Origin of the sequence: Hymenobacter negativus (assembly GCF_017571495.1) — a bacterium.
In the GTDB taxonomy this organism is placed as follows: Bacteria; Bacteroidota; Bacteroidia; order Cytophagales; family Hymenobacteraceae; genus Hymenobacter; species Hymenobacter negativus.
Genome location: NZ_JAGETZ010000001.1, coordinates 293273 through 318958 on the forward strand (window position 1 = coordinate 293273; position 25686 = coordinate 318958).

General features: G+C 56.8%; 22 protein-coding genes. 16 read left to right on the top strand and 6 right to left on the bottom strand.

The annotated features are described in order from the left end of the window. Positions 1-121 precede the first annotated feature (121 nt). Both J4E00_RS30175 and J4E00_RS01350 read right to left on the bottom strand, forming a co-directional pair. Complete coding sequence (locus J4E00_RS30175; protein ID WP_208173210.1) at positions 122-829, bottom strand: helix-turn-helix domain-containing protein; 708 nt, start codon at positions 827-829, stop codon at positions 122-124. A gap of 303 nt (positions 830-1132) precedes the next feature. Beyond that, positions 1133-2878, bottom strand: a complete 1746-nt coding sequence (locus J4E00_RS01350) for a murein L,D-transpeptidase (RefSeq protein WP_208173211.1) — start codon at positions 2876-2878, stop codon at positions 1133-1135. A gap of 300 nt (positions 2879-3178) precedes the next feature. Between J4E00_RS01350 and J4E00_RS01355 the strand changes: the two genes are divergently transcribed. The 3 genes from J4E00_RS01355 (at position 3179) to J4E00_RS01365 (ending at position 7213) form a co-directional block, all read left to right on the top strand. Further along, positions 3179-5005, top strand: a complete 1827-nt coding sequence (locus J4E00_RS01355) for a M1 family metallopeptidase (RefSeq protein ID WP_208173212.1) — start codon at positions 3179-3181, stop codon at positions 5003-5005. A gap of 107 nt (positions 5006-5112) precedes the next feature. Then, the gene (locus J4E00_RS01360) at positions 5113-6057 is read left to right on the top strand and encodes a cyanophycinase (RefSeq protein ID WP_208173213.1); all 945 of its coding nucleotides are present in this window, start codon (positions 5113-5115) and stop codon (positions 6055-6057) included. Between the two features lie 169 nt (positions 6058-6226). Then, on the top strand, positions 6227-7213 hold the full coding sequence (locus J4E00_RS01365; RefSeq protein ID WP_208173214.1) for an aldo/keto reductase: 987 nt from the start codon (positions 6227-6229) through the stop codon (positions 7211-7213). Between the two features lie 36 nt (positions 7214-7249). On the opposite strand, the gene J4E00_RS01370 is transcribed toward J4E00_RS01365, so the two are convergent. Next, positions 7250-8248 (bottom strand): isoaspartyl peptidase/L-asparaginase family protein, encoded by a 999-nt coding sequence (locus J4E00_RS01370; RefSeq protein WP_208173215.1) that lies wholly within the window; start codon positions 8246-8248, stop codon positions 7250-7252. Positions 8249-8376: 128 nt separating this feature from the next. Here J4E00_RS01370 and J4E00_RS01375 point away from each other — a divergent pair, with 128 nt between their 5' ends. Further along, on the top strand, positions 8377-8790 hold the full coding sequence (locus J4E00_RS01375) for a DUF3127 domain-containing protein (protein ID WP_208173216.1): 414 nt from the start codon (positions 8377-8379) through the stop codon (positions 8788-8790). Between the two features lie 83 nt (positions 8791-8873). Further along, positions 8874-9500 carry a helix-turn-helix domain-containing protein gene (locus J4E00_RS01380; protein WP_208173217.1) on the top strand — a complete coding sequence of 209 codons (627 nt, stop codon included), beginning with the start codon at positions 8874-8876 and terminating at the stop codon, positions 9498-9500. A gap of 559 nt (positions 9501-10059) precedes the next feature. On the opposite strand, the gene J4E00_RS29340 is transcribed toward J4E00_RS01380, so the two are convergent. Then, a complete protein-coding gene (locus tag J4E00_RS29340) occupies positions 10060-11550 on the bottom strand; it encodes an alpha/beta hydrolase-fold protein (protein WP_317196578.1) in 1491 nt (496 codons plus the stop codon). A gap of 207 nt (positions 11551-11757) precedes the next feature. Between J4E00_RS29340 and J4E00_RS01395 the strand changes: the two genes are divergently transcribed. From J4E00_RS01395 to J4E00_RS01430, 8 genes are all read left to right on the top strand, one after another. Next, positions 11758-12465 (top strand): alpha/beta fold hydrolase, encoded by a 708-nt coding sequence (locus tag J4E00_RS01395; RefSeq protein WP_208173218.1) that lies wholly within the window; start codon positions 11758-11760, stop codon positions 12463-12465. 146 nt (positions 12466-12611) lie between these two features. Next, positions 12612-13856 (top strand): RimK family alpha-L-glutamate ligase, encoded by a 1245-nt coding sequence (locus J4E00_RS01400; protein ID WP_208173219.1) that lies wholly within the window; start codon positions 12612-12614, stop codon positions 13854-13856. A gap of 91 nt (positions 13857-13947) precedes the next feature. After that, positions 13948-15051, top strand: a complete 1104-nt coding sequence (locus J4E00_RS01405) for a carboxylate-amine ligase (protein ID WP_208173220.1) — start codon at positions 13948-13950, stop codon at positions 15049-15051. Positions 15052-15173: 122 nt separating this feature from the next. After that, complete coding sequence (locus J4E00_RS01410; protein WP_208173221.1) at positions 15174-15998, top strand: type 1 glutamine amidotransferase; 825 nt, start codon at positions 15174-15176, stop codon at positions 15996-15998. 28 nt (positions 15999-16026) lie between these two features. Next, positions 16027-17217 (top strand): hypothetical protein, encoded by a 1191-nt coding sequence (locus J4E00_RS01415; RefSeq protein ID WP_208173222.1) that lies wholly within the window; start codon positions 16027-16029, stop codon positions 17215-17217. Positions 17218-17303: 86 nt separating this feature from the next. After that, positions 17304-17813, top strand: coding sequence for a YkvA family protein (locus J4E00_RS30180; RefSeq protein WP_208173223.1), 510 nt, complete (start codon positions 17304-17306; stop codon positions 17811-17813). A gap of 177 nt (positions 17814-17990) precedes the next feature. Beyond that, the gene (locus tag J4E00_RS01425) at positions 17991-18290 is read left to right on the top strand and encodes a hypothetical protein (RefSeq protein ID WP_208173224.1); all 300 of its coding nucleotides are present in this window, start codon (positions 17991-17993) and stop codon (positions 18288-18290) included. Between the two features lie 35 nt (positions 18291-18325). After that, positions 18326-19198: a DUF1571 domain-containing protein gene (locus J4E00_RS01430; protein ID WP_208173225.1), complete on the top strand. Its 873-nt coding sequence runs from the start codon at positions 18326-18328 to the stop codon at positions 19196-19198. 111 nt (positions 19199-19309) lie between these two features. Here J4E00_RS01430 and J4E00_RS01435 read toward each other — a convergent pair whose 3' ends face one another. Continuing rightward, complete coding sequence (locus tag J4E00_RS01435; protein ID WP_236049373.1) at positions 19310-20182, bottom strand: SDR family oxidoreductase; 873 nt, start codon at positions 20180-20182, stop codon at positions 19310-19312. Positions 20183-20457: 275 nt separating this feature from the next. Between J4E00_RS01435 and J4E00_RS01440 the strand changes: the two genes are divergently transcribed. From J4E00_RS01440 to J4E00_RS01450, 3 genes are all read left to right on the top strand, one after another. After that, positions 20458-21249: an SDR family NAD(P)-dependent oxidoreductase gene (locus tag J4E00_RS01440; RefSeq protein WP_208173226.1), complete on the top strand. Its 792-nt coding sequence runs from the start codon at positions 20458-20460 to the stop codon at positions 21247-21249. A gap of 90 nt (positions 21250-21339) precedes the next feature. Further along, positions 21340-22614 carry an NAD(P)/FAD-dependent oxidoreductase gene (locus J4E00_RS01445; protein ID WP_317196579.1) on the top strand — a complete coding sequence of 425 codons (1275 nt, stop codon included), beginning with the start codon at positions 21340-21342 and terminating at the stop codon, positions 22612-22614. A 65-nt stretch (positions 22615-22679) separates the two neighbouring features. After that, on the top strand, positions 22680-23138 hold the full coding sequence (locus tag J4E00_RS01450; RefSeq protein WP_208173227.1) for a PA2169 family four-helix-bundle protein: 459 nt from the start codon (positions 22680-22682) through the stop codon (positions 23136-23138). A gap of 134 nt (positions 23139-23272) precedes the next feature. Here J4E00_RS01450 and J4E00_RS01455 read toward each other — a convergent pair whose 3' ends face one another. Continuing rightward, positions 23273-25279, bottom strand: coding sequence for a DEAD/DEAH box helicase (locus J4E00_RS01455; protein ID WP_208173228.1), 2007 nt, complete (start codon positions 25277-25279; stop codon positions 23273-23275). Between the last annotated feature and the right edge of the window lie 407 nt (positions 25280-25686).

Consider the following 25686-nt stretch of genomic DNA (forward strand, 5'->3'; position numbering starts at 1 on the left):
ATTGCTCTTCCATATCCAGACAGGAAAGAATACGGGTATCCTTGCTGTATAGAACTGCTTGGCTAACTTCAAATACAGTTCCCTTAGACGCAGCTACCGGCTAGCATCACTACTCGGAAACTTATTCCGGCTGGTAATCTGCGAAAGAGCCATCACGGTAAAAAATCACGATTCTCCGAATAGGCTTTTCAGTCCCAGCAAACAGGGAGGTAGCCGTAGAATCAGCCGCCTTTATAGCAGGGCTATTATCTGTTACTGGCGTCATCGCGCTTACGTCCTCCACTTCCCGAACCTTTGGAGTTTCTTCGGGAGTGGGCGCAGGAACAGCAGGCGGAATTGAAGCGGGCAAATCAGCCGTTAGCGCTACTGCGGGAGCTACTGCGGGCGTCTCAGCTGAGCGCACCTCCTTAGATGCCAGTGGCGTAAAGCGTTTAGGCATTGTCCTGGTCTTGGGGGCGACTTGTGCTGCGGGAGGCCTGTACGGCATAGCACTACGCTGCTGCTTAACCGGAGCCTCTGGCTCAGCGGCAGCGGCTGGGGGCGCTGAGGGGCGGCCAGGAACAACAAGTGGCGCTTCTTTCGGAGTGACTACTGAGGCAGCCGTGGCCTCTGAAGCCAGAGATACCTGCATCGGACCAGTGCCATTCAACAACCAGGGCATCGAAAGTTCAGGCATCGCAGCTAGAATCCGCTGTACTACTTCCAAGCTGGGCTTATTGCGGCCCGAAAGAATGTGGCTCACAATCGGGCGGGCAATGCCAATGGCATCAGCAAATTGAGTGGGTGTTAGCTGCCGGGTTTCCAGTAGCGTCCGAATGCGTTCAACCATTGTTATCACTTTGATTACAAATGTAGCATTGAATCTTCAAATCCACCTCCGATTGACTCTATGTCTCTCTGTTTACAAATGACATAAAAAAAGTCAGTGTACTTATCTCAATTGTAAACAATCCTTAAAACAATTCTGCATTATTCACACCTAATAACAAATGTATCACTCAGCATAAGTGTGCTTCCAGCCTGCTAGAAAAAGGCAAGGCCCGGCAACCAGATGGTTACCGAGCCTTGCCTAGATGGAACTGGCGCTCCTTAATTTCTTGCTTTGCGAGCTCTTGAATTGAGCGGAGGCCCGTTAGTCGAAGTACTCCTTGGCTAGCTTTTTATCGAGCCCGTAGATGTCGTCCCGGAAGTGCGGATGGCCAGCGGCATCAGCCCATGCGGTGAAATACACGAGGTATACGGGCAGTTTTTCTTTTAGCGTAATGTACTTCTCGTGGCGCGTGGCGATGCTGTCCAAGATGGTTTGCTTGTCCCATTCCGGGCGGTCGCGCAGGAGGTAGGTGGCTAGTTTGATGGGCTCTGCCACGCGCACGCAGCCATGGCTAAAGCTACGGTTGCTCTGCGAAAACAGCTCGTCATGGGGCGTGTCGTGGAGGTAAATATCGTTCGAGTTGGGGAAGATAAACTTCACATCACCGAGGTCATTTTTAGGGCCCGGACGGCGGCGCAGCGTGTACTTGAAGGACGCCTGTGTCACGTTGGCCCAGTCCACGGTATTGGGGTCAATAACGGTGGCTTTGCGGCCGTAGCCCTTCACCACTTCCATGTCGAGCCGGTCGAGGTAGCTGGGGTTTGCCGCTAGTTTACTGCGCAGCTCGTTGTCGATGATACTGAACGGAACGTTCCAGTAAGGGGCCAGCACCACGTACTCTACCTTGTCGCTAAACACCGGCGTTTCGTGCAGTACCTTGCCCACAATAACAGCCATTGAGAAGGCTTCTTTGTCGCCCTCAATGACGTGCAGTGTGTACTCCGGGATGTTCACCAGAAGGTAATTCGGCTCGAACTTTTTGGGCAGCCAACGCCACCGCTCCATGTTCAAAATAAGCTGGTCGATGCGGGCGCTGATGGGCACGTTGAGGTGGCGCAGGGTTTCGCCGCTCACGATGCCCGTCGGTTTCAGGCCAGCATCTTTTTGAAATAATTTCACGGCGGCCACCAATTCGGGGTCGTAAGCATAGGCAACAGGCACCGCGCTGTGCTTAGCCGAGTCGGCGGGCAGCGACGCGGCGGCTTCTCCACCGGCGCTATCCAGAAGGCGTTTGCGCAGGGCCGCTACGGCCGGCGACGACTGACCTGGTTTCAGGTTGAGGGTGGCCGGCAGAGTGGGCCACCCCCCAGCCCGCTCCTGGGCTCTGTAGGTGGCAAGGGCCTTCTTGAGCTGGTCATACTCGGGGTGCAGCGGGGCAAACTCGTAGTAATTGTAGCGGCTTTTGCGGTCGCCGAGGAAGGTGGCCAGCGCCTTGTTGAGCTTGATTTTATTGGGCTTTACCTGCCACGACGTGCTCTTAGTATCGCGCGGATTGGCGATGCCCCGATAGTAGTCGTTGGCCCATTTCATGTAGGTACCGGTGAGAGCCACGTCTATCTGCTGCTCCAGCGCATTACGGCGCGAGGAATCGGCCTGGGCCTTCTCCAGCTCGGCAAATAACGCTTTAAAGTCCTTAATCTGGTAATCTTTAGGGTTAAGACCCTCATCTGCAGCTTTAGCGATTATGGCCTGCAAATTTTCAGCCTGTTTTACCGGCTGGTGGTCTTTAAACCAACCCAGCCGGAAACTTCGCTCTCGGTAAAAGCGGCGGGCAGGCAGCAGCTGCGCCTTGAAGGCGGGCTCGGCTTGGAATGTTTTGATGACGTACGTGCTATCGATGAGGGGCTGCGGACCGACCACTCCGGCCGCCGACGCATCGGTGCTTTGAGTGGTGCCGTCGGCAGATTGGGTCTTGTTGTCGGAACCGCAGGATTGCAGCGCGATGCTGCTGAGGGCCGCGACCAACAGAACCCAAACCAAGGAAGTAAAACGAAACAGGAAGGACATTGAAAAAGGAAAAGTGAACGGGAAAAGACCAGGCGAGCCCGACAGTTTGGGCAGTGTACTGCCAACTGTATGGTGGGGTTGTCCGGGCCGCCCGTTGGCAGTCCGGCTACAAAGTACGCTATTACCGGGCAGTGACCAAGCAGTTGTAAGGGCCGGAATCGTGCCAGCCTTCGTAACTCTGCTCCTAAAATGCGCCTTTGATAGTAGCCGAGTCTGCCAACGGGCGGCCCCAGTCACTGTTCCTATGCATTTCCATTGCCTGACTAATACCTCTCTTGTTACGCCCGTTTTCCATCGCCTATGAACTTCCTCACACCTCCCCCTAGTGCCCTGCCCACCGACCCGCACAGCTTCGCCAGCCGGAGCTCGGCGCGCGTGCAACACTTAGCGCTCGACCTTACCGTTGACTTTGATACGCGCACGCTCAGCGGCAGCGCTACTTGGCAGTTGGCCGAGCTTGGCCCAGCCACCGAAGTTGTCTTCGATACCCGCAACCTGACCATCGAATCGGTCGAAGTGTTGGACGCTGATGGTACGGCTGCTCCCTCCATCTACACCCTCGATAGCACGCCCGACGTGGTGCTGGGCCAAGGCTTGAGCGTAGCGCTTACACCGACTGCTAGCGCCGTCCGTATCCGCTACCGCACGGCTCCCACGGCGGCCGCGCTGCAGTGGCTAGCCCCAGAGCAGACGGCTGGCACAGAGCCCTTTTTGTTCACGCAGTCGCAGGCCATTTTGGCGCGCACCTGGCTACCGTGTCAGGACTCGCCGGGCATCCGCTTCACCTACGAAGCGACGGTGCGCGTGCCGGTCCACTTACTGGCCCTGATGAGCGCCGAGAATCCCGAGCAGCTTAGCGCCAGCGGCGAGTACCACTTCCGCATGGCCCAGCCCATTCCGGCCTATCTCATGGCGCTAGCGGTGGGTGACCTCGCCTTCGCGCCGCTCAGCTACCGGACTGGCATCTACGCTGAGCCGGCCACGCTGTCGGCAGCCACCCACGAGTTTGTCGACCTTGAAAAAATGGTAGCCGCTGCTGAAGAGCTCTACGGTCCTTACCGCTGGGAACGGTACGATTTACTGGTGCTGCCTCCCTCCTTCCCCTTTGGCGGCATGGAAAACCCTCGATTAACATTTGTAACACCAACCATCCTGGCTGGCGACCGCAGCCTGACCAGTTTAGTAGCACACGAGCTAGCTCATTCGTGGTCGGGCAACCTCGTTACAAATGCAACTTGGGATGATTTCTGGCTGAACGAAGGCTTTACTGTTTACTTCGAGCGCCGCATCATGGAACATTTGTATGGTGATGAATACGCCGACATGCTCCAGGTACTGGGCCGGGCGGCGCTACATCATACCATTGAAGAAATCGGCGTAGCTAGTCCCGACACACACTTGCACCTCGCGCTGGCGGGCCGCGACCCCGACGAAGGGCTGACTGAAATTGCCTACGAGAAAGGTTGTGCTCTCCTACTCACGCTGGAGTCGCTCGTCGGCCGGCCCCGACTCGACACCTTTATTAAGGAGTACTTCGCCCGCTTCAGTTTTCAGGCGATGGACACCGCCTCCTTCTTGCACTACCTCCGCGCCGAATTACTCGACCAAGAGCCCGGCCTTGAAGCCAGACTCAACCTGGCCGCTTGGGTCGATGGTCCCGGCCTCCCATCCAACGCCCCCGCCGTAAGCTCGCGCCGCTTCGATGCCGTGGACCAAGCGCTGGCTCAGTTGCAAAACGGCATCGCGCCAACGGCCCTCCTCTCCGGCACCACTAACTGGAGCAGCCACGAGTGGGTCCATTTCCTGCACGGCCTCGCGCCTTCACTTTCGGTCGAGCAGCTGGCGGCGCTTGATGCGGCATTTCATTTCACCGCCTCTGGCAACGCCGAAATTCTGGCGGCTTGGTTTCCGCACACGTTAAGGGCGGGCTACACGGCGGCCGAGCCCGCGCTGGAGAAATTTTTACTGCACGTCGGCCGGCGCAAATTTTTGGTGCCGCTCTACCGGGCGCTGCTGGCCACACCCGATGGCCGGAATCGGGCTCGCACCATCTATGCCCAGGCCCGGCCCAACTATCACTCCGTGGCCACCGGCACGATTGATGCCTTGCTGGCCGAACGGGCTTAGCCTTATTATATGGTCGCCCGGCCCGAACTTTGCCATGGGCTTCGCGCCCACCCGGCCGTTTCGGTGGTCCCATCCCTCACGCATCTCTCAGTTATCCTCATTATCCGTTGAAAAGCATCATCCCTCTTGGTAAGCTCATCGCCGTAGGCGGCAACGAAGACAAGGGCACGTACCCCAACCCTCGCACCCGCCGCAAGTACTACCTCAACTTTTTTGAGCTAGGTATTCTCAAGCGCATCGTGCTCGAAACCGGCAAGCTCGACCCGCGCATCGAAGTCATTACCACGGCCTCCATGATTCCGGCCGAAGTCGGCCCCATCTACACCGGCTCCTTTGCCATGCTCAACTGCCTAAATGTGGGCATCATGGACATTCGCACGCCGGAGGATGCCCGCCAGCCGGAGTACCTGGAGCGCATGCTGGCGGCCGATGTCATCATGTTTTCAGGCGGCAACCAGTCGCGTCTCCGCGAGATGTTTGGCGAGACCGACTTTCTCGACCGCATGGTTCAGCGCTACTACGCCGAGCCGAATTTCGTGATTGCTGGCACCAGCGCCGGAGCCATGGCCATGTCGCGACACATGATTCGCGGCGGCTCGGTACCAGACGCTCTGCTGAAAGGCGCCGTGAAAATGGGCACTGGGTTGGGCCTGCTCCCGGCGGCCATCGTCGATTCGCACTTTGTGAAGCGCGGCCGGTTTGGCCGGCTCATCGAGTCAGTGGCCTTGCACCCTAAGCTCATCGGCATCGGGCTGGGTGAGGACACTGGCGTGCTCATCACCGAGGGCAATTGGGTAGAAACCATTGGTTCTAACCTTGTTATCATCCTTGATGGCCATGATATCCAGCACAACAACGCCGCTGCTGCCAAGAAGGGCACCGTGCTTTCCATCGAAAACGTGACCATGCACGTGCTGGCCAAGGGTAACGTGTACGATATGCGCGAGCGAAAATTCTACGCCAGCAAGGAAGCCCTACCCCTGCACACCGCCACGCCCGAGGCTGAAAAAGTCGCTACGGTAGCTGAGGCGACTACTTCAACAGCAGAATAAATCCCTGTTTTTAACACGTAAAAAGCCTGCTCATCATGGTGTTGAGCAGGCTTTTTTCTATCTGGAAGTTTGCCGGCTGCGTATTTCCTTCAGTTTGCATTCCACTAAATGCACGTAAAGGCTGCCGTTATTAGCCGCAAAATCACTCCTTATTATAACACTCCACAAAATGAACTACCGTAAGCTTGGCAAAACAGGTTTTTCCATCTCTGAAATCAGCCTCGGTACCTGGCAGGTGGGCGGCAAATGGGGCGACCCATTTAGCCACGAAAACGCCGACAAAATTCTGAATGCCGCCGTCGATGCCGGCATCAACTTCATCGACACAGCCGACGTGTACGGCGATGGCGAAAGCGAGAAAGCCGTGGGCCGCCTTGTGCGCGCGCGCTCCGAGCGCCTCTACGTAGCTACCAAATGCGGCCGGCGCTTCCAGCCCCACACCGCCGATGCCTACCAGCCCGACGCCCTACGCAAGTTTGTGGAAGACAGCCTACGCAGCATGCAGCTGGAAACCATCGACTTAATCCAGCTACACTGCCCGCCCACCGATGTGTACTACCGCCCGGAAATCTTTGAATTGTTTGACCGGCTGCGGGAGGAAGGCAAAATCCAGCACCTCGGCGTGAGCATCGAGAAAGTAGAGGAAGGCCTGAAAGCCATCGAATTCCCGAACGTGACCACGGTGCAGGTCATTTTTAACATGTTCCGCCAGCGTCCGCCGGAGCTGTTTTTCAAGGAAGCCGCCCTCCGCGACATCGGCCTCATCGTGCGCGTGCCCCTGGCCAGCGGCCTGCTCACCGGCAAGTTTTCGCCCGAAACCCACTTCGCCCCCGACGACCACCGCGCCTTCAACCGCCACGGCGAAGCATTCGACAAAGGCGAAACCTTCTCCGGCGTCGACTACGAAACCGGCCTCGCCGCCGTGGAAGAGTTGAAAAAAGCCCTAGGCGACCAAGCCCCGCTAGCCGCCCAGGCCCTGCGCTGGATTCTGATGTTTGACGAAGTAAGCTGCGTTATCCCCGGCGCCTCCCGCCCCGAGCAGATTCTCTCGAACCTGCAAGCCGCCGAGCTACCCGCATTATCGACCGAGCAAATGCAGGCCGTGCGGGAAATTTATGACCGCCGGATTCGGCCGTTGGTGCATTACAGTTGGTAGAGCGATGTAGCGCGGACGTTGTAGTCCGCGCTACAACTACTCCTTATATATAGCTACCAACGCCGCCCCTCCTTCAACCTGACTGGCGCGGTACATCCCATCCGAGTTAAATGGCAGCGTGACATTCCCTGCCGCGTCCACCGCAATCAGTCCACCCTCCCCGCCTACGGGCGCAAGCTTGTCCTGCACCACGATGCGCGCCGCTTCTTCCAGCGACAAACCCTTGTACTCCATTAGGCACGCAATGTCATAAGCCGCCACGGCCCGGATAAAATACTCTCCATTGCCGGTGCAACTGATGGCGCAACGCTCATCGGCCCAAGTGCCGGCCCCGATGAGTGGCGTATCGCCGATGCGGGAGTAGCGCTTGTTGGTCATGCCGCCGGTGCTGGTAGCGGCAGCCAGATGACCGTGCTGGTCACGAGCCACGGCGCCCACGGTGCCTTTTTTCCAGTTCGGGTCAGGCTCAGGCACGTCCGTAAATTTTACGGGTTCTTCGAGGGGTGCGGTAGTTGGCAGTTCGGTTGTGGGGCGGGCCTGGCTGTGGTCGAGGCGCATGCGGCCTTCACGCAGGGCTTCCTGCAGCTGGATGTAGCGGTGCTGGGTGAAAAAATATTCCACTGGCTGCAGCGGCAGGCCGTATTCGCGGGCTAGGTCGTCGGCACCGGGGTAGCCTAATAATACGTGTTCGGTTTTCTCCATCACCAGGCGGGCGGCACGGATGGGGTTTTGCACCTCCCGCACGCCGGTCACAGCCCCGGCCAGGCGGTTGTGGCCGCTCATGAGGGCGGCGTCCATCTCATGGTGACCATCGTGGGTAAACACGGCCCCGCGCCCGGCATTGAACAGTGGGCAGTCTTCGAGGCTGCGCACGGCGGCTTCCACGGCATCGAGGGCGGCGGCGCCATCCCGCAGCATGTCGTAGCCGGTGGCGAGAGCGGCGGCGAGGGCGGCGCGGTATTCGCGTTCCGAGTCGGGCGTGAGGGAGGCGCGGGTAATGGTACCGGCCCCGCCGTGGATGGCGAGTGCAAACATGTAAGTTGAGAAATAAATGGCGAAAACAGGGCGCAAAGGTAGGTTGAGGGAACGGCTACGGGCCCGCTAGCGTTTTTTTTCGTAGGTTTGATGTTCAAGTTTTTTACTACCAAAACACCCCCAGTTTTATGGCATACGACGTAACCGGCCGGCTGCACGAAATCTTTGACGAACAGCAGGTAAGCGAAAAGTTTCGCAAGCGCGAGTTCGTGCTGGAAGTCCAGGACGGCCAGTATCCCGAGCATATTAAGTTTCAGATGGTTCAGGACAAAACCAGCCTCATCGACCCCTACAAAACGGGTGATGAAGTGAAGGTTACCTTCAATCTCCGCGGCCGCGGCTTCAACAAAAACGGCCAGATGCTGTACTTCACCAACCTCGAAGCATGGAAAATTGAGGCTGCTGGTGGCGCTAGCTACGGTGGTGGCAGCACGCAGCAAGCTGCTCCCCGCCCCGCTGCACAAAACCAGAACCCCACGTTGCGCGCTCAGCCTTCGGCCGCGCCCATCGCCAGCGACGACGACAACGACCTGCCGTTCTAGTTAGCTATTAGCTAAAAACGTAAAATGCCGCTCCTGTTAATCAGGAGCGGCATTTTTTGTATCCAAATTTCGTATAATAACGCATGGACTTATACGAGCTGATTGCGCGGGGCGAGGGCGAAGAGTTAGAATTCAAGCAAAAGACGACGCACCCTAGCCGCATTTCGCGCACGCTGGTGTCGCTGGCCAACACACGGGGCGGGCAGGTGCTGGTGGGTGTAGATGATGCCGGCCGCATCCTAGGCGTGCGCGACCCGGAAGAAGAATTATTCGTGCTCCGCGAAGCTGCTCAGCACTACGTTGAGCCGCCGCTCACCGAGCTACGCTACCAAGAGGTGGAAGAAGACGGCCGCATCGTCCTCATCGTGACCGTGCCCGAAAGCCTTAATAAGCCCCACCGCGCCCAGGTAGCTCCCGACGACTGGCGCGGCTACGTGCGCGTGCGCGATGCCAGCGTGCAAACCAGCGGCCTCACTGAGAAGCTATTGGAGCGCCAGCAGCCCGAGGCCCGCTTTGAGAAAATCCCGCTTAATAAACAGGAGCTAGCCGTTATCGACTTCCTGAAAACTCACCCACGCATCACACTGGCGCAGTACATGAAGCTGGTGAATTTCGGCAAGCGCCGGGCGTATCAGACTCTAATAAAGCTGGTGCTGCACGGCTACATCCGGCACCACGACAAGGAAAAGGAAGTGTATTACACCCTTTGATTACCTTCTTGTTGCTCACGATGCCGTTCAAATGCTACTGCTACCATATCGTGAACCTGATAATAAAGCGGGCTCTTGAGTGTTGGGTCGAGCCCTTCGCCTTTGTAAACGACATCAGCGAATCTATCGATGCTTCTCGGCGGGTTGTTGACAATCCGTTTTATTAAAGGTAGTGGCAAGCAAAATCCCAGCCTCACACACAAGTCACCTAATAGCCTCTCTACTTCGTAATCAGCAAGTTTTGCGTCCATTGAAACCGGGCAAACAAAAAACGGACGCCTTTACAGCAGTGTGCTGAATGGCATCCGTTTCTTTAGTTAAAAGGCTGAGACCTATTCCTGCTTGCGGGCGCGAGCCACTTTCTTCTCGTCTTTCTCCGCTTTTTTCTCCTTCATGGTTTTAGCGGGTTCTTTCTTTTTTTCTTTGCGGGCGTCTTGTGCTTTGGCCATGATTGAAAAGAAGTTTTGGTGAGGGGTAATTTCGGGACTTTCAACGCACGGCCGAGCCGAAGCGTTGTATGGAGCGAAGGTAGAAACTTTACCGAAAAACTGCCAATACTTTATAGAATGGGCAGGTATCGCTCGCGAATAATGGTAAGGTGATGTTGTTCGTGTCCAGGAATAATGAAGAGCAGCGCCCGCACCGTAACCGGGCCACCATTAGCAGTGCCGCGCCGGTTCAGTTGCTCCTCGGTGAAGCTACCGAATAAAGCCAGCGTGGCAGCACGGGTAGCATCGTATTCAGCCAACAGGCTGGCGATGGCGCGGGCATTGGCGCCGCTATTGGCCACGTAATCGTCCTGCTCAAAGCCGGGCAGGTCCTGGGCATCGGCGCGGGCAAAGCGCAGGGCGCGGTAGGCAAATACCCGCTCGCTATCAATCTGATGCAAAAGCATTTCCTTGAGGGTCCATTTGCCTTCAGCATAGGCTTTTTCGGCCTGCTCCTCCTTCAAGTTGGCAAATACAGCGTGGATTTCCGCTGGCTGGCTGCGCAGGGCATCCAATGGGTTTGCTTCAATGGGAATCTGGTTGATGTAGCCGCCGGCATAGGGTAGGAAATCGCCTTCGGCAGGGCGGGTAATGGACATGGGCGCGGGAGCTGATTGAGGAGTAAAGACAGGTGCAGCGGTCACAGGTTGCCCAATGGAAGTATCGGGCGCGGGCAAATCCAGCGGCAACAGCACCGCAGGTCCCGGCGAGGAAGATGGCATAATAGAGGGCGCCAGAGTCGGGTCGAAGCTCAAGCGCACGATGGGCAGCGGCGCGGGCAGCTGTTGCGCTGCGGCCTCTGGCCCAAAGGCCCAAATCAGGAAGTCGGGCATCACGCGTCCCCAGGTATCCGGATGGTGATGACCGCCTTCAACCTGTACGTAACGCAATGATTGCTGCGTATTTAAACCAGAATTACGGAGTTCTTCAATTAAGTCAAGGCAGTCCTCAATCGAGTCAATAACGCCATTTTCGTTGCGGTCGCCGCGCTCGTCCAAGGTGCCGGTTTGCAGCCAGAAGCGGTGGTCGGGGTGCAGCTGCCCGGCTCGCACCAGACCATGCATGATACGGTCGGCAGGCGTGTAGCCGGCTCCCACGGCCCGCTGCCGCCACCAGAACGAGCCCGAAAACACGCCGGCCCGCATGAAATAGTCGGGGTGGTGCCACACCAAATCGAAAGCCGACAAGCCCCCGAGTGAGAAGCCCGCCATCACGGCTTCCTCAGGCTTGGCAGACGCTTGGTAATTGGCCTGGGCAAAGGGCAATAACTCATTCAACACGAAGGCTGAGTATGCCCCGGCCAGACTACCTCGGCCGTTGAAATCGGCCGAAGCCGCGGTGCCGTATTCCTGTACGCGCTGCTCGTTGGCATGGGGCGCCACCAGCACGAAGGGCCGGATGGCGTTCCTATTATATAAGGCATCAAGTGTGGCTTGCAGGCCCAGCCGTTCCAGGTCCTGGCCGTCGTTGAGGTAGAGCACGGGGTAGGGCACCGTGGCAGCTGAGGCAGGTGGCAGCAGTATGCTCACTTCCACATCGCGTTCCAAAAAGCTGGAAACCACAACTTCCCGGCAAAGGCGGGTACCCGCATGGGTTGGGACTGAATCGGTAATTTCTGAAAGCATCAAACAAAGTAACGAACCCGACCCGGGATGCCCCTAAATATGGAAATAAAACAGGTTGAATGTGGCAGGTCCGTTATTTCTTGACTAGTTTGCCGCGCAGCTAATCCAGCGCACTCCTGCTCCACTCCTCTTTTCACCCAGCCCGTGCACGAACAACACCGCCGTTTTTACTCGCATCACCTTGGCCAGGACATTGACATGCTGGTATTTGGCACCTGGGGCTACCCGGTGGTCATCTTCCCCACTTCCGGCGGCCACGACAACGAAGCCCGCGACTTCAAGCTCATCGAAGCGGCCCGCCCGCTGGTGGAAGCCGGCCGCGTTAAGCTATTCTGCATCGACAGCATTGATGCCCACTCCTGGTACGCCAAGCACTTATCGCCCGATGTGCGGGTGAGAAACCACATTTTCTACGACAAGTTTCTGAGCGAAGAGTTAGTGCCCGCTTTGCAGAAAGAGTGCAACGTTGATAAAATTGGGGTCGCCGGCTGTAGCTTCGGCGGCTATCATGCCCTCAATTTCGCCTTCCGCCACCCTAATCAGGTGGCGCATTTATTTACAATGGGCGCGGCCTTCGACATCCGCCAGTTTTTGAGCGGCTACCACGACGACAACGTGTACTACAACAACCCACCCGAATTTATACCTGGCGCTCACAGCGAGCATTTTCAGTGGATGAACATCATCCTGGGTACGGCCGAGCATGATTTCTGTAAAGGCGCCAACTTCGATATGGCCCGCATTCTGAGCGAAAAAGGCATTCCGTATAAGCTGGATGTGAAGCCTTATGGCAACCACGACTGGCCCGTGTGGCGCGAAATGTTCCCGCAATATCTGGATACCATCCGTTAAGCAGTAATTAATTTAAGACACCCGTAGCAAGACATAGAGCAGACTTTACTCACCCCAAAGGGCCTACTCGCCTTCTACGCGCCCATTCCTTACCCCCAAATTCTCCCTTATCACCTAGCTAAGCAGCTACCAAAACAACCCTAGCCATGAAAAAAATCGGTATTCTCTTCGGACAGGAAAACACGTTTCCTCAAGCATTTGTCGACCGCGTAAATCAGAAAGCCGTTGACGGCATCACGGCCGAGTTCGTGAAGATTGAGCAAGTAGAACAGGCCGTGCCTTGCGGCTACGACGTCATCATCGACCGCATTTCGCAGGACGTGCCCTTCTACCGCGCCTACCTCAAAAATGCCGCCCTTACCGGTACGTCCATCATCAACAACCCCTTCTGGTGGAGCGCCGATGAGAAGTTTTTCAACAACGCGCTGGCCGTGCAGTTGGGCGTGCCGGTGCCCAAAACCCTGCTGCTCCCCAGCAAGCACCGCCCCGACGACACCTCCGAAAACTCATTCCGCAACCTAGCCATGTTCGACTGGGAGAAGGCGTTTGAGCGCATCGGCTTTCCGGCTTTCATGAAGCCCCACTCCGGCGGCGGCTGGAAAAGCGTGTACAAGGTAGATAACGCCGAGCAAGCCTGGCGCGCTTATGACGAAACCGGCCAGCTGGTGATGCTATACCAGGAGGCCATCGAGTTTGAAGACTACTTTCGCTGCTACTGCCTGGGTGGCAAGCACGTGCTCATCATGCCCTACGAGCCCCGCAATGCCCCCCACGAGCGTTACCAGACCACGATGAAAACCCAGGGCGAAGCCGGCCAGCAGCTGCTCGATACCATCAAAGACTACACCCTGCGCCTGTGCCAGGGCCTGGGTTACGACTTCAACACGGTAGAATTTGCAGTGCGCGACGGCGTGCCAATTGCCATCGACTTCGGCAACCCAGCTCCTGATGCCGACGTGAATTCCGTTGGCGCTGAGAACTTTGAATGGGTAGTAGAGCACGCCGCGCAACTGGCCATCGAACGAGCCCAAGCCAACCAAGGCGGCAAAACCAACCTCACTTGGGGCTCTTTCGTGCAGGACGCCGTGAGCGGCGCCCCTGCCGCCGCCAAAGCCAGCGCGGCGGATGTGCAGGTAGGCAGCCCCGTGACAGAAACCAACGACCTGGGTGCCACCGGCGCTCCCAAACCCGCCGCCAAGAAAGCCGCACCCAAGAAGGCCGCCGATGCTCCCCAGCCCGAGCCGCCCACCGGCGAAGTGCCCGTAGCCAAAGCCCCGGCTGCCAAGAAAGCCGCCGCACCCAAAGCGGCTGCGGCATCAGCGCCGGCTAAAAAGGCGGCTGCGCCCAAAGCACCCGCTGCTAAAAAGGCCGCTCCGAAAAAGGCTGAATAGTCTTCCCTAAGTTGGTCGTGTCTGGCGTGCTGTTTCGGCACGTTGGGCACGGCTGTGCTTAGGCCTTTCCACTTATTTATTCGTCCCGCCCATGGCCACGCCCGTGTTTACCCTCGGCATCGAGGAAGAATTTCAGACCATTGACCCCGAAACCCGGGAGCTTCGCTCGCACCTCTCGCAAATCGTAGAGAACGGCAAAATCACCCTGCACGAGCAGGTGAAGGCCGAAATGCACGAGTCGGTAGTGGAAGTGGGCACCAATATTTGCCAGAACATCACCGAAGCCCGCACCGAGGTGCTGCACCTACGCCGCCAGGTGATTGAGCTGGCCGACAAGCAGGGGCTCAAAATCGGAGCTGCCGGCACGCACCCATTTTCGCGCTGGCAGGACCAGCCCATTACGCCCGATGCCCGCTACGATAAAATTGTGGAGGAATTGCAGGAGGCCGCCCGCTCCAACCTGGTTTTTGGCATGCATGTGCACATCGGCATCGAGGACCGGGAAATGGGCGTGTATATGATGAACACACTGCGGTATTTCCTGCCGCACTTGTTTGCGCTCAGCACCAACTCGCCGTTCTGGGAAGGGCGTGAAACAGGCTATAAGTCCTTCCGTACCAAGGTATTCGAGCGGTTTCCGCGCACGGGCATTCCCGGCTTTTTCCATAGCGCCAGCGACTACGACGAGTTTATCGCGCTGCTGATAAAAACCGGCTGCATCGACAACGGCAAGAAAATCTGGTGGGACGTGCGCCTCCACCCCTTCTTCGACACCATCGAATACCGCATCTGCGACATGATGATGCGGGCCGACGAAACCATTGCGGTGGCCGCCATCATGCAGGCGCTAGTGGCTAAAATTTACAAGCTCAAGTCCCAAAACCTCAATTTCCGCATCTACCGTAGCGCCCTGATTAAGGAGAACAAATGGCGCGCCGCCCGCTACGGCCTCGATGGCAACATGATTGACTTCGGTATTCAGGAGGAGGTACCTACCCGCAAGCTCATTCTGGAGCTGCTCGATTTCATCGACGACGTGGTGGACGACCTCGGCAGCCGCCACGAAGTAGAATACGTGCTGAAAATGCTGGAAATGGGCACCGGCGCCGACCGCCAGCTTCACGTTTTCCGCGAAACCGGCGATTTAAGCAAGGTGGTTGACTACATCTTGTCCGAAACTACGCACGGGCTATAAGCTACTTATCTTTGCAGTTGCAACGCCAGCCGTCCGGTTGGCGTTGTTTCTTTTTTAGCCCAGGCGCTCGCTTGGCTTTTTTCTATTTTTTGGGCGGAACCGCCTATTTATTTACGGAAATTATGGAGTCTATTCGCATCGCCATTCTGGATATGTACAACAATGCGCCGAACGAGGGCATGCGCTGCATTCGGCAACTAGTGGCCCGCGGGGCCGAGGAAAACGGCGTTCTGTTTCACGTCGACACATTCAACGTACGGGCCGAAGACGCCCTACCCGGCTTGGACTACGACATCTATGTATCATCCGGGGGCCCTGGCAGCCCCCTGGCTTCCGATGAACTGTGGGAAGTCCGTTATTTTCAATTTATCGACTCCTTGCTGGCGCATAACCAAACCAGTGAGCAAAAAAAACATTTGCTGCTCATTTGCCACTCGTTCCAACTCGTGAGCCGGCATTTGGGCGTGGGCACCATCAGCCGGCGCAAGTCCACGTCGTTTGGCGTGCTCCCGGTCCACCTCACCCCTGCCGGTGTAGCCGAACCCGTTCTGCAAGGCCTGCCGGAGCCATTTTACGTAGTCGACTCGCGCGATTATCAGCTAGCCGATGTGAACTTGGAGCGCATTGAAGAGTTGGGGGCAGAGATTTTGTGCCTGGAAAAAGAACGTCCTCATGTACCGTTGGCGCGCGCCGTGATGGCGATTCGCTTTACACCAGAAGTATTTGGTACTCAGTTCCACCCCGAGGCCGATGGCGAAGGCATGCTCCGCTACATGCTTACCGATGAGCGCAAACAGCAGGTAGTAACGGCATATGGCGAAGCCAAATACCACGAAATGGTAAGTCTGCTCGCTAACCCCGACACCATCGAGTACACCGAATCTGTTATTGTGCCCACTTTTTTGCGCCGCGCCGTAGCTCAAATCAGCCAACTCGCCACTGCTTAATCGCTGCCATTCCTGCCCGTTTCTTCTTATGATTCCTGAGCACCGCCACCGCTATAATGCCGCTTTTACGCCAGAGAAATACCAGGAGTTTCTGGCCGACATCGACCAGCAATTTCCCGGGCAATTAGAGTTTCGGGTGGCTGAAACGCCGGTATTTATCCCAGCGGATTTACGCGACAAATTAATTGCGGCGGGCGAGAATATTATCGATGTAATTCAGCAGGATAATTTCAAAGAATTAACCGAAGCTGCCATCCCGGCGCACCAGCGCGTGCCCGGCAACGAAGGCCGCCCGGATTTTCTGACGTTCGATTTTGCCGTGTGCCGGAATGAGGCGGGCACCCTGGAACCCCAGCTGATTGAGATGCAGGGCTTTCCCTCGCTCTATGCCTTCCAGTCCTGGCTGCCAGGGGTTTTCAAGCGGCATTTCCCCATCGCCGATACGGTTTCACCCTTCCTGCATTCGGCTGATGCTGCTAGCTACCATGAAGAAATGCGCCGGTTTTTATTAGCCGATGAAGCACCCGAGAATGTTATTCTACTCGAAATATTCCCCGAGAAACAAAAGACGCGAATTGACTTTGTTTTAACGAAAGAATTTTGGGGAATTGAGCCCGTTTGCCTCACGAAAGTTCGCAAAAACGGGCGTCAATTATTTTACGAAAAAGACGGTCGGCAAATTCCAATTAAGCGAATTTATAACCGCGTTATTTTCGATGAATTGGAACGCTACCACGACCTGCCCGGCGAGTTCAAATTGACCGACGATGTGGACGTAACCTGGGTTGGCCATCCCAATTGGTTTTTCCGGGTAAGTAAGTACACACTTCCGTTCCTAAGCGGGCCGTTTGTGCCACCTAGCTATTTCTTGCACGAACTATCCTCTTATCCTGCTGACCTGGAAAACTACGTGCTCAAGCCCTTGTTTTCCTTTGCCGGCGCAGGCGTGCGGCTACACATCACCGCTGCTGACCTTGATGCTATCGAAGACAAGCAGCATTACCTGTTGCAGCGCAAGGTGCAATACGAACCAGTGGTGCAGTCGCCTGATGGGTTGGTGAAGTGCGAAATCCGCCTGCTTTACGTGTGGCATCCCGGCCAGCCACGGCCTACGTTGCTCTGTGGCCTCAGCCGCTTGAGCCGGGGCGAAATGATTGGTGTGGACTTCAACAAAAATAAGGATTGGGTAGGCGGAACCGCACCACTGTTTGAGCGATAAGCGAGGCCCCGCGGTTTGAACGAAGAACAACGCACCAGCAATACGCGTAAGCCTGCGAAACTCCTCACTATCCGCAACGGAACCTCATGTCAACTTTCGCCGAAAAGGGCCTCAAAATATCCAAAAACGCGCTGTTTAACGTCTTTATCGGTCGCGCTACCAAACTACTAGGCAAGCCGTTCAAGGTCGTCGCCATTTTGAATGAGACGGCTGATAAGTTGGCCAGCAAAGAGAGCAAGGACAACAAGTTTAGGCAGCTTTTTGATGTTGCGCTGACCCTGGTGCGCCTGATACGGGCGTTCATCAGCGGCGAATACCGCAGCATCGAAACAGGCACCATCATATCCGGGCTGGCCGTGCTGCTCTACGTTCTGTCCCCTATCGACCTGGTACCTGATTTTATTCCGGTAATCGGCTTTCTTGATGACCTTAGCCTGATTGGCTGGTTCGTGGGGAAATTTCAAGGCGAAATCAGCCGGTTTCGTCAATGGGAACAACGCAACCACAATGCCTCTAGCAGTAGTATTGACACCGCGGCTGAACCAGCGCATAGCGATGAAAATCAGCCGGTTGTTGCCGAGCTAGGACACTCTTAGAATTCAGATAGTCAGCCATCATCTTTCCAAAAAGCTCTGGCTGCGCCAGAGCTTTTTTCGTAAGCAGCTTTTCCGCTAGCCAATTTCGCCAAAGCTGGCACGGATAAAGTTATATTACGGTGTCTCCGTCTACATTTGGCGGGGCACTTTCCTCCTCAGCCGTGCCGTTTTGCCAATATGCCGACTTTTGTGGTTTCCCTCCGCCTGCCCGATGCTTATGATGAGGAGTTTATTGCTCTCATCCCGCGTCATCGCGACTTTATCAACCGCCTGCTGAACGAAAAAATCGTGGAGGTGTATGCCATCAGCAGCGACCGGAGTCGTGGCTGGGTTACCATCAACGGCGACGATGCCGCCGCCGTCCAGGCTTTAATCGAACAATTTCCGCTTTATCGGTTTCTCCACAGCGTGGAAATTGATGAGCTATTTATTTTCGATAGCACGGCCTCACGCTTCCCACACATCAGCCTGAATTGATTTTCCCCGCTGCAAACTCCATCTATTGCTTGTTTATGCGCGTGTCATCCGCTTTTCGTTTTACTACATTTCGAGTACTTACGCCCCTGGGCATCTTTACGCTGCTAGCCGCCACTACTCCCGCGCCGCCCCCATCCCTCACCACCGAGCAGCTTACGGCGCGCATGAGTACAGCCATTGAAGGCCTGAAGTTTCTTCGCTGCACCGTGAAGGCGCAGGAACGAATTGAAGGCACCATTCACCAGGCCCGCAGCATCATGAAGCTGACGTATAAGCCATTGCGTATCTACATAAAAAACCAAAAAGGGGTAGAAGTGCTGTGGCTGGCGGGCGAGAACGGGGGCGATGCCTGGGTGTATCCGGCAGCTTTTCCCTACGTTACCCTCAGCCTCGACCCCAACGGCAAGCTGATGCGCAGCAACCAGCACCACACGGCCTTGCAGGCCGGTTTCGGCACCATTTCGGACCTGCTCCGCACCACTGGCTTGCGCCAAGACAATTCCTACAGCCGCTCGTTTCGCTACACCGGCGACACCACCCTGCAAGGCCGCACCAACCACGTGCTACGCTCCGATTTCCCGCAATTCCGCTACGTGAGCTACAAAGCGGGCAAAAATGAAACCATCGCCACCGTAGCCGAGCGGTTTGGCTGCGGCGCGTACCGCATCATCGAACGCAACGACCTGACCATCGGCGAGAAGATTCCAGAAGGCAAAGTCCTGCAGGTGCCTAATGGCTACGGCCGCAAAACCATCCTTTGCGTCGACCCTAAAACCTATTTGCCCACTCTGGTGCAAGTAAACGACGACAAAGGGCTGTTCGAGAAATTTGAGTTCAACGATGTCATTCCCAACCAGCCCATTCCACTGGAAGAGTTTAGCAAGGACTACAAGGGCTATAAGTTGTAAGCCCTGCTTGTCCTCCTGAACGCAGTGAAGGACCTTATCACGCTACCCCGAAATAACTCGGTCATACGTGATAAGGTCCTTCACTGCGTTCAGGAGGACCGAAAAAACCGGCTACCTTCTCATCGTTTTTTCGATGGTATCCCACATATCGGGTGTCAGCATTTCCAGCTTATTAAATTCGCCGGCCCCATTCAGCCACTCCCCGCCGTCGATGGTCACCACTTCGCCATTGACATACGCGGAAAAGTCAGACACCAGATAAGCGGCCAGGTTGGCAAGCTCCTGGTACTGGCCCACGCGCTTGAGCGGCACGCTGGCGGCGGGGTCGAGCTTGCTGGCCAGTGGCTCGGGGAAAAGGCGACTCCAGGCACCTTCCGTAGGGAATGGGCCGGGAGCAATGGCATTGGAACGAATGCCATATTTAGCCCATTCAACTGCTAGTGAGCGAGTCATGGCCAGCACGCCGGCCTTTGCGGTGGCAGAAGGCACTACATAGGCCGACCCTACAGATGCGTAGGTGGTCACGATGTTGAGGATGGTACCGGGCTTTTTTTCGGCAATCCAACGCTTGCCGACCGCCAGGGTGCAGTTGTAAGAGCCGCGTAGCACAATATCCACAATCACATCGAATGCCTTGTGGCTCAGGCGCTCGGTGGGACTGATGAAGTTGCCAGCAGCATTATTGAGCAGTACATCGACACCGCCAAACTCCTGAATGGTGCGGGCCAGCATGGCCTCTACTTCGTCGTATTTGCGCACATCGCAGGCAATGGCCAGCACCTTGCCGCCGGTTTGCTGGCGCAGTTCCTCGGCGGTTTTTTCCAGCACATCGAGCTTGCGGCTGCTAATGGTGACATTGGCGCCGAGCTGGAGGAAATAGGTGGTCATGGCCCGGCCCAGGCCGGTGCCACCGCCGGTTACAATGATGGTTTTTCCGGCCAGGGCGTTATCGCGCAGCATGGGCTGGGTGTAGGGAGCATTCATTCGAAAAAGACTGTGAGGGTGGGATAAGCGGAGTAGTCCGCCGCCCGAAGGTACTAGGCTGCTGGCTCGTATGTTAGCCCAACTATAAGCGAAAGCTGGCTTATTTATTTTTGTTGCCAAATATAGTGTTTCGCTATTTATTCGCACCTTCGTGCTAGAAAGCAATATTTTGAGTTGATTTAAGTATGACTAGTTCCACTACTGGGGGCTCCAAAGATGCAGCTTCAGGAGCGGAATCCCCCACCGTTTTAGTGCTTGGCTGCGGGTGGCTGGGCATGGCCTTAGCGAGTTCATTGGCGGCTGGCAGCCACCGTGTCCTAGGCACCACCACCACCCCCGAACACATCCCCGCAATGCAAGCGGCCGGCATCGAGCCGCACTTGCTCCGCTTAGGCACAGATTTTGGCGCTCCCAGCGAAGCGCTACTGCACCGCCTGCTCAGCAACGCCGACGTGCTGGTGTTGAATGTGCCACCCCGGGCGGCCACTGCCGGCGCTTATCCCAACCTCCTGCGCCCTGTGCACCGGGCCGTGGCAGCGGCGGGCACCAAGCACGTGCTGTTCGTGAGTTCGACCAGCGTGTACCCCAACGAGCCCCGCCTAATGCGCGAGTCCGATGCCATTAGCACCCGCGACGCAGCTTCCGATGTGCTCCGGGCTGAAGGCCATTTTGTGCCACGCTACGGGCAATGGAAGAGCACAGTAGTGCGCTTGGGGGGACTCATCGGTCCCGAACGAGCCCCCGGGCGCTTCCTGGCCGGCCGCCGCGACCTCGAACAGGGCAACGCTCCGGTCAACCTCGTGCACCTTACCGATGTGGTGGGCGTGCTGGGCTGCATCATTGAGCACGGAGCCTGGGGCCACACCTTCAACGTGTGCGCGGCCCAGCATCCCCGGCGGCGCGATTTTTACCCCGCTGCCGCAAAACAGCTCCAGCTTACTGCTCCAACATTCAAGGACGAGCAGGATGAAGTGAGCGGAAAAACCATCGACAGCAGCTTGGTGCGCAGTATTTTACCGTATCAATTCAAGCATGACAACGTATTGGAGGCTTTAGCATATTGCTAGACAGAGCCCCTGCTTTGATTTGAGTGACGGCTGCACCCAACGAATGACCAGGCTAAAGCATGTGCTACCCGGCGGCCGTATCTTTGTCCTGTGAAAAAAGATGCTGCCCAACCTCTCGTGGTCGTGCTCGGCGGCGGCGCTGCTGGCTTTTTTGGCGCCATCGCCTGCGCCGAGGCTAACCCGAACACTTCTGTCATCTTGCTGGAGAAAACAAGCAAGCTGCTGGCTAAAGTCCGCGTTTCGGGCGGTGGGCGCTGCAACGTGACCCACGCGTGCGACACCCCGGCCCAACTTGTGGCGCACTACCCGCGCGGCAGCAAGCAGTTGAAAGCTGCGTTTCAGCAGTTTGGAGTAGCGGAAACCATTACCTGGTTTTCCAAGCGCGGGGTGCAGTTGAAAACGGAGGCCGACGGCCGCATGTTTCCCACCACCGATTCCAGCGAAACCATTGCCCGTGCCCTCGAAGATGCTGCCCGCCAGGCCGGCGTTCGCGTCATCACCAATACCAGCGCCGACGAAGTCCAGCCGCTGCCGACCGGCGGCTTCCAGCTGAAGCTAAGCGGTAGCGGAGCCGGGCAACTTGGCGCTACGCTCCATGCCACGCGCCTGCTCATTGCCACCGGCGGCAACCCCAAAAGTGCCAACTACAACTGGCTCCGTGACATTGGCCATACCATCGCCGAGCCAGTGCCGTCGCTCTTTACCTTCAACGTACCAAACTCCCCGCTCAATGAGCTAATGGGCGTAAGTGTACCCCATGCCCGCGTGGTGCTGGCCGGCGAAAAGCTGCAATACGAAGGCCCCTTGCTCATTACGCACTGGGGGGTGAGCGGCCCGGCGGTGCTCAAGCTTTCGGCCTGGGGCGCCCGCCGACTCAGCGATTTGGGCTACGTTGGCACGGCGCTTATTAACTGGATTCCAACTCACACCGAAGAAACTCTGCGGCCCTGGCTGCAACAGTTTCGGCAGGAAAACGGCAGAAAAACCGTGGCCAGTAACCCGCAGTTTGGCCTGCCCCAACGCCTGTGGCGTAACCTCACGGAGCAAGCCGGCATCACGGCCGAAACGCGCTGGAGCGACCTGCCTGCCAAAGCCCAGAACCGCCTGCTGGAGCTGTTGCTCCGCACGCCGCTGGCTGTGCGCGGCAAAACCACTTATAAGGAAGAATTCGTCACGTGCGGCGGTATCTCCCTTGGCGAGGTTGACCTGAAAACTATGCAAAGCCGCCGCGTGCCGGGGCTATATTTTGCCGGCGAAGTATTAGATATTGACGGTATCACGGGCGGCTTCAACTTTCAGGCGGCTTGGACGACGGGCTTTCTTGCAGGCCAGGCGCTGGCTGCAACGCCCACAGTAGAGTTGTAACCTTATATGCGGCAAGGCAGTAAAGAGGAAAGAAATTTTCCAACCCAAAATACCATCCCTTTCCCATGGAAGCCAAAGCCACCCAAGCCCTGCTCAACGAATTGGTAGAAACCCTCAAAGACGGCCAGAAAGGCTATGCAGAGGCCATGACCGACGTTGAAGACGCGGACCTGAAAGATACTTTCAAGCATTTCGCAGCCCAGCGTTCGAGCTACCTGACTGAAATCGAAGACCAGATGTTCAAGTTGGACCTCAAGCCCGACACCAACGAGGGTGCTCAAGGCTCCATCACCGGTGCCATCCACCGTACCTGGATTGACCTGAAGTCGGCCGTAACCGGCAAAGACCGTCACAGCATCCTGGCCGAGTGCGAGCGCGGCGAAGACTACGCCAAAAAAGCTTATCAGACAGCCCTGAAAGCCGAAGGCCTACCCTCCGCCCTGAAATCGGTAATCGAAAAGCAGTACCAAGGCGTAGTAGAAGGCCACGACAAAATCAAAGCCCTGCGCGACTCGTCGAAATAATGAATCTTCGTCGCGTTACAAGACAATAAAAAAGCCGCTCAATGAGCGGCTTTTTTATTTATTCACCTTACGTATAACTTCACTCGAATAGTCACGCAAGCCGGTTAATCCAGCCTGAGCGCATATCAGGTTCGCTATTCGTCGAAGCTCTCGTTGCGGGGAGTACGGGGCGCTGGGCGCGTATCATACTCGCGGGGAGTGCCGTAGCTGGGCTTGTTGCCATAGCTGGGTTTGTCGCCGTAGCTGGGGCGATTGCCGTAGCCCGACTTGCCAGTACCGCCTTCGCGGTTGCCGTAGCTGGGCTTGTTGCCGTAGCCGCTGCCACCGTCGCGGTTGCCTTTGTAGCCACCGCCGTAGCCACCTTCGCGACGCTCGCCGCCGCCGAAGCTGCCACCACCACGGTTGCCACCCTTGTAGCCACCGCCGTAGCCGCCCTCACGGCGCTCGCCGCCGTTGAACGGACGACGCTCACGGTCGCCGCCAAAACCGCCGGGGCCACCGCCGCTGCGGCTAAAGCCTTCCTGCTTCGCCTCACCTTCCTGAACCGGAGTAGCAATGCTGAAGCTCACCGGCGAGCCTTGGATGCTGGTGCGGCCCAGCTTGCTCACAATCTCATCGGCAAATTCCGACGGTACTTCCACAAAACTGAACTTGTCGTAGAGGGCGATGTCACCCACTTTGGCACCGGTCAGGTTGCTCGATTCCGAAATCAGGTCCACGATGTCGCGGGGGTGAATCCGGTCTTTCTTGCCCATGGTCACGAATAGACGGGTGTAGCCGGGGCGGGCCTGGCCGGCCGCCTTGCTGGCGTCGAGGCTCTGCTGGGCGCTCTTGTCCTCCTTCATCGTCATTTTCAGCAGGGCTGCGGCGATGTCGAGCGACGTAATTTCGTCGCCCTGGTCGAGCAGGCGCTGCACGCGGCCTACGTATTTCTCGAGGTTACCCTTCTCGATGATTTCCTTAATCTGGTTCAGGAAAAGGGTGGTTTTCACTTCCGATACATCGGCAAACGACGGCACCTGTTCCAGTTTAATCTGGGCCTTAGTGAAGCGCATGATGTCGCGCAGCTTGTAAATGTCGCGGCCGCTCACAAACGTGAAGGCTTTGCCCGACTTACCAGCGCGGCCCGTGCGGCCGATGCGGTGCACGTAGTATTCTTCGTCGGCCGGCAGGTCGTAGTTTACTACGGCTTCCACGTTGTCCACGTCGATGCCGCGGGCGGCTACGTCGGTAGCAACCAGCACCTCCAGCGTTGACTTGCGGAATTTATCCAGCGTGTTCTGGCGCTGCTGCTGGCCCATGTCGCCGTGCAGGCCTTCGGCGAAGTAGCCTTTGGCTTGCAGGTCGGCCACAATTTCATCTACCATGCGCTTGGTGTTGGCGAAAACGATGGTCGACTTCAGGTTGTACATGTCGAGCAAACGGGTCAGCACGTCCTTTTTCTGGGGGCCGCGCACCTCGTAGTAGCTCTGCTCGATGTTGGTCACCGTCATGGTCTGGTGGTTCACCTTCACAATCTGCGGCTCGCGCTGATATTTCTTAGTGAGCTCCATGATGGGCTTGCTCATCGTGGCCGAGAAGAACACCGTCTGGCGGTCCTCAGGCATCTTGGTCAGGATGAACTCGATGTCGTCGCGGAAGCCCATGTCGAGCATTTCGTCGGCTTCATCCAAGATAATCTTGGTGGTTTTGTCGAGGCGCAGGGTGCCGCGCTCGATGTGGTCCATCACCCGGCCGGGGGTACCAATCACAATCTGCACGCCACGCTCCAGAGCACGGAGTTGACGGTCGTAGGGGCTGCCACCGTAAATAGGCACTACCATCAGGCCACGCTTGTATTTGCCCAGCTTCTGGATTTCGCCCGATACCTGCACCGCAAGTTCGCGGGTGGGGCAGAGCACCAATACCTGCACGTCTTTGCTCTCGGTATCGATATTGTCGATGGCGGGAATGGAGAAGGCAGCGGTTTTGCCGGTACCCGTCTGGGCCTGGCCGATAACGTCTTTGCCGGCGAGCAGCACGGGAATGGCGGCGGCCTGAATGGCCGAAGCTTCCTCGTAGCCCATCTCGGTGATAGCGCGTTGTACTTCCTCGGAGAGGTTCAGTTCGTCAAAGCGAACCACAATTTTTTCAGCTTCCATGATTGGAGTTGATAAGGGGGAAAAGAGACTTAGCTCTGAAAACAGCCGTACTCAGCGACGTTTCCCCTCCTTCTACCTTTCACAATCAGGCGGGAAAAAACAACCAAAAAACTACGCGACCAATGCGTTAGCGCCACTCTCGGGCTTGCGCGGACTTAGGCCGTCCTCAAATGCGGGTGCAAAGGTAGGATTTTTATTTTGGAAAAGCTAATAATTTTCTAAAAGTGGGCAACCAGCACAGGACGCGGCGCGTAGCAGGCTCCCGCTTCGTGTATCATCCTGAGTGCAGCGAAGGACCTTATCAAGCTTGCACCAGTCAAATTACTGCCAGTTGTTCTTCGTTGATAAGGTCCTTCGCTGCGCTTAGGATAACAGACGCAACCAATTCAGCGACGCAATCTGTCAGG

Bases quoted from the DNA above. Each gene is read 5' to 3' on its own strand.
- J4E00_RS30175 (WP_208173210.1), bottom strand. From the start codon at position 829: ATGGTTGAACGCATTCGGACGCTACTGGAAACCCGGCAGCTAACACCC.
- J4E00_RS01350 (WP_208173211.1), bottom strand. From the start codon at position 2,878: ATGTCCTTCCTGTTTCGTTTTACTTCCTTGGTTTGGGTTCTGTTGGTC.
- J4E00_RS01355 (WP_208173212.1), top strand. From the start codon at position 3,179: ATGAACTTCCTCACACCTCCCCCTAGTGCCCTGCCCACCGACCCGCAC.
- J4E00_RS01365 (WP_208173214.1), top strand. From the start codon at position 6,227: ATGAACTACCGTAAGCTTGGCAAAACAGGTTTTTCCATCTCTGAAATC.
- J4E00_RS01370 (WP_208173215.1), bottom strand. From the start codon at position 8,248: ATGTTTGCACTCGCCATCCACGGCGGGGCCGGTACCATTACCCGCGCC.
- J4E00_RS01375 (WP_208173216.1), top strand. From the start codon at position 8,377: ATGGCATACGACGTAACCGGCCGGCTGCACGAAATCTTTGACGAACAG.
- J4E00_RS01380 (WP_208173217.1), top strand. From the start codon at position 8,874: ATGGACTTATACGAGCTGATTGCGCGGGGCGAGGGCGAAGAGTTAGAA.
- J4E00_RS01400 (WP_208173219.1), top strand. From the start codon at position 12,612: ATGAAAAAAATCGGTATTCTCTTCGGACAGGAAAACACGTTTCCTCAA.
- J4E00_RS01405 (WP_208173220.1), top strand. From the start codon at position 13,948: ATGGCCACGCCCGTGTTTACCCTCGGCATCGAGGAAGAATTTCAGACC.
- J4E00_RS01410 (WP_208173221.1), top strand. From the start codon at position 15,174: ATGGAGTCTATTCGCATCGCCATTCTGGATATGTACAACAATGCGCCG.
- J4E00_RS01415 (WP_208173222.1), top strand. From the start codon at position 16,027: ATGATTCCTGAGCACCGCCACCGCTATAATGCCGCTTTTACGCCAGAG.
- J4E00_RS30180 (WP_208173223.1), top strand. From the start codon at position 17,304: ATGTCAACTTTCGCCGAAAAGGGCCTCAAAATATCCAAAAACGCGCTG.
- J4E00_RS01425 (WP_208173224.1), top strand. From the start codon at position 17,991: ATGCCGACTTTTGTGGTTTCCCTCCGCCTGCCCGATGCTTATGATGAG.
- J4E00_RS01430 (WP_208173225.1), top strand. From the start codon at position 18,326: ATGCGCGTGTCATCCGCTTTTCGTTTTACTACATTTCGAGTACTTACG.
- J4E00_RS01435 (WP_236049373.1), bottom strand. From the start codon at position 20,182: ATGAATGCTCCCTACACCCAGCCCATGCTGCGCGATAACGCCCTGGCC.
- J4E00_RS01440 (WP_208173226.1), top strand. From the start codon at position 20,458: ATGGCCTTAGCGAGTTCATTGGCGGCTGGCAGCCACCGTGTCCTAGGC.
- J4E00_RS01450 (WP_208173227.1), top strand. From the start codon at position 22,680: ATGGAAGCCAAAGCCACCCAAGCCCTGCTCAACGAATTGGTAGAAACC.
- J4E00_RS01455 (WP_208173228.1), bottom strand. From the start codon at position 25,279: ATGGAAGCTGAAAAAATTGTGGTTCGCTTTGACGAACTGAACCTCTCC.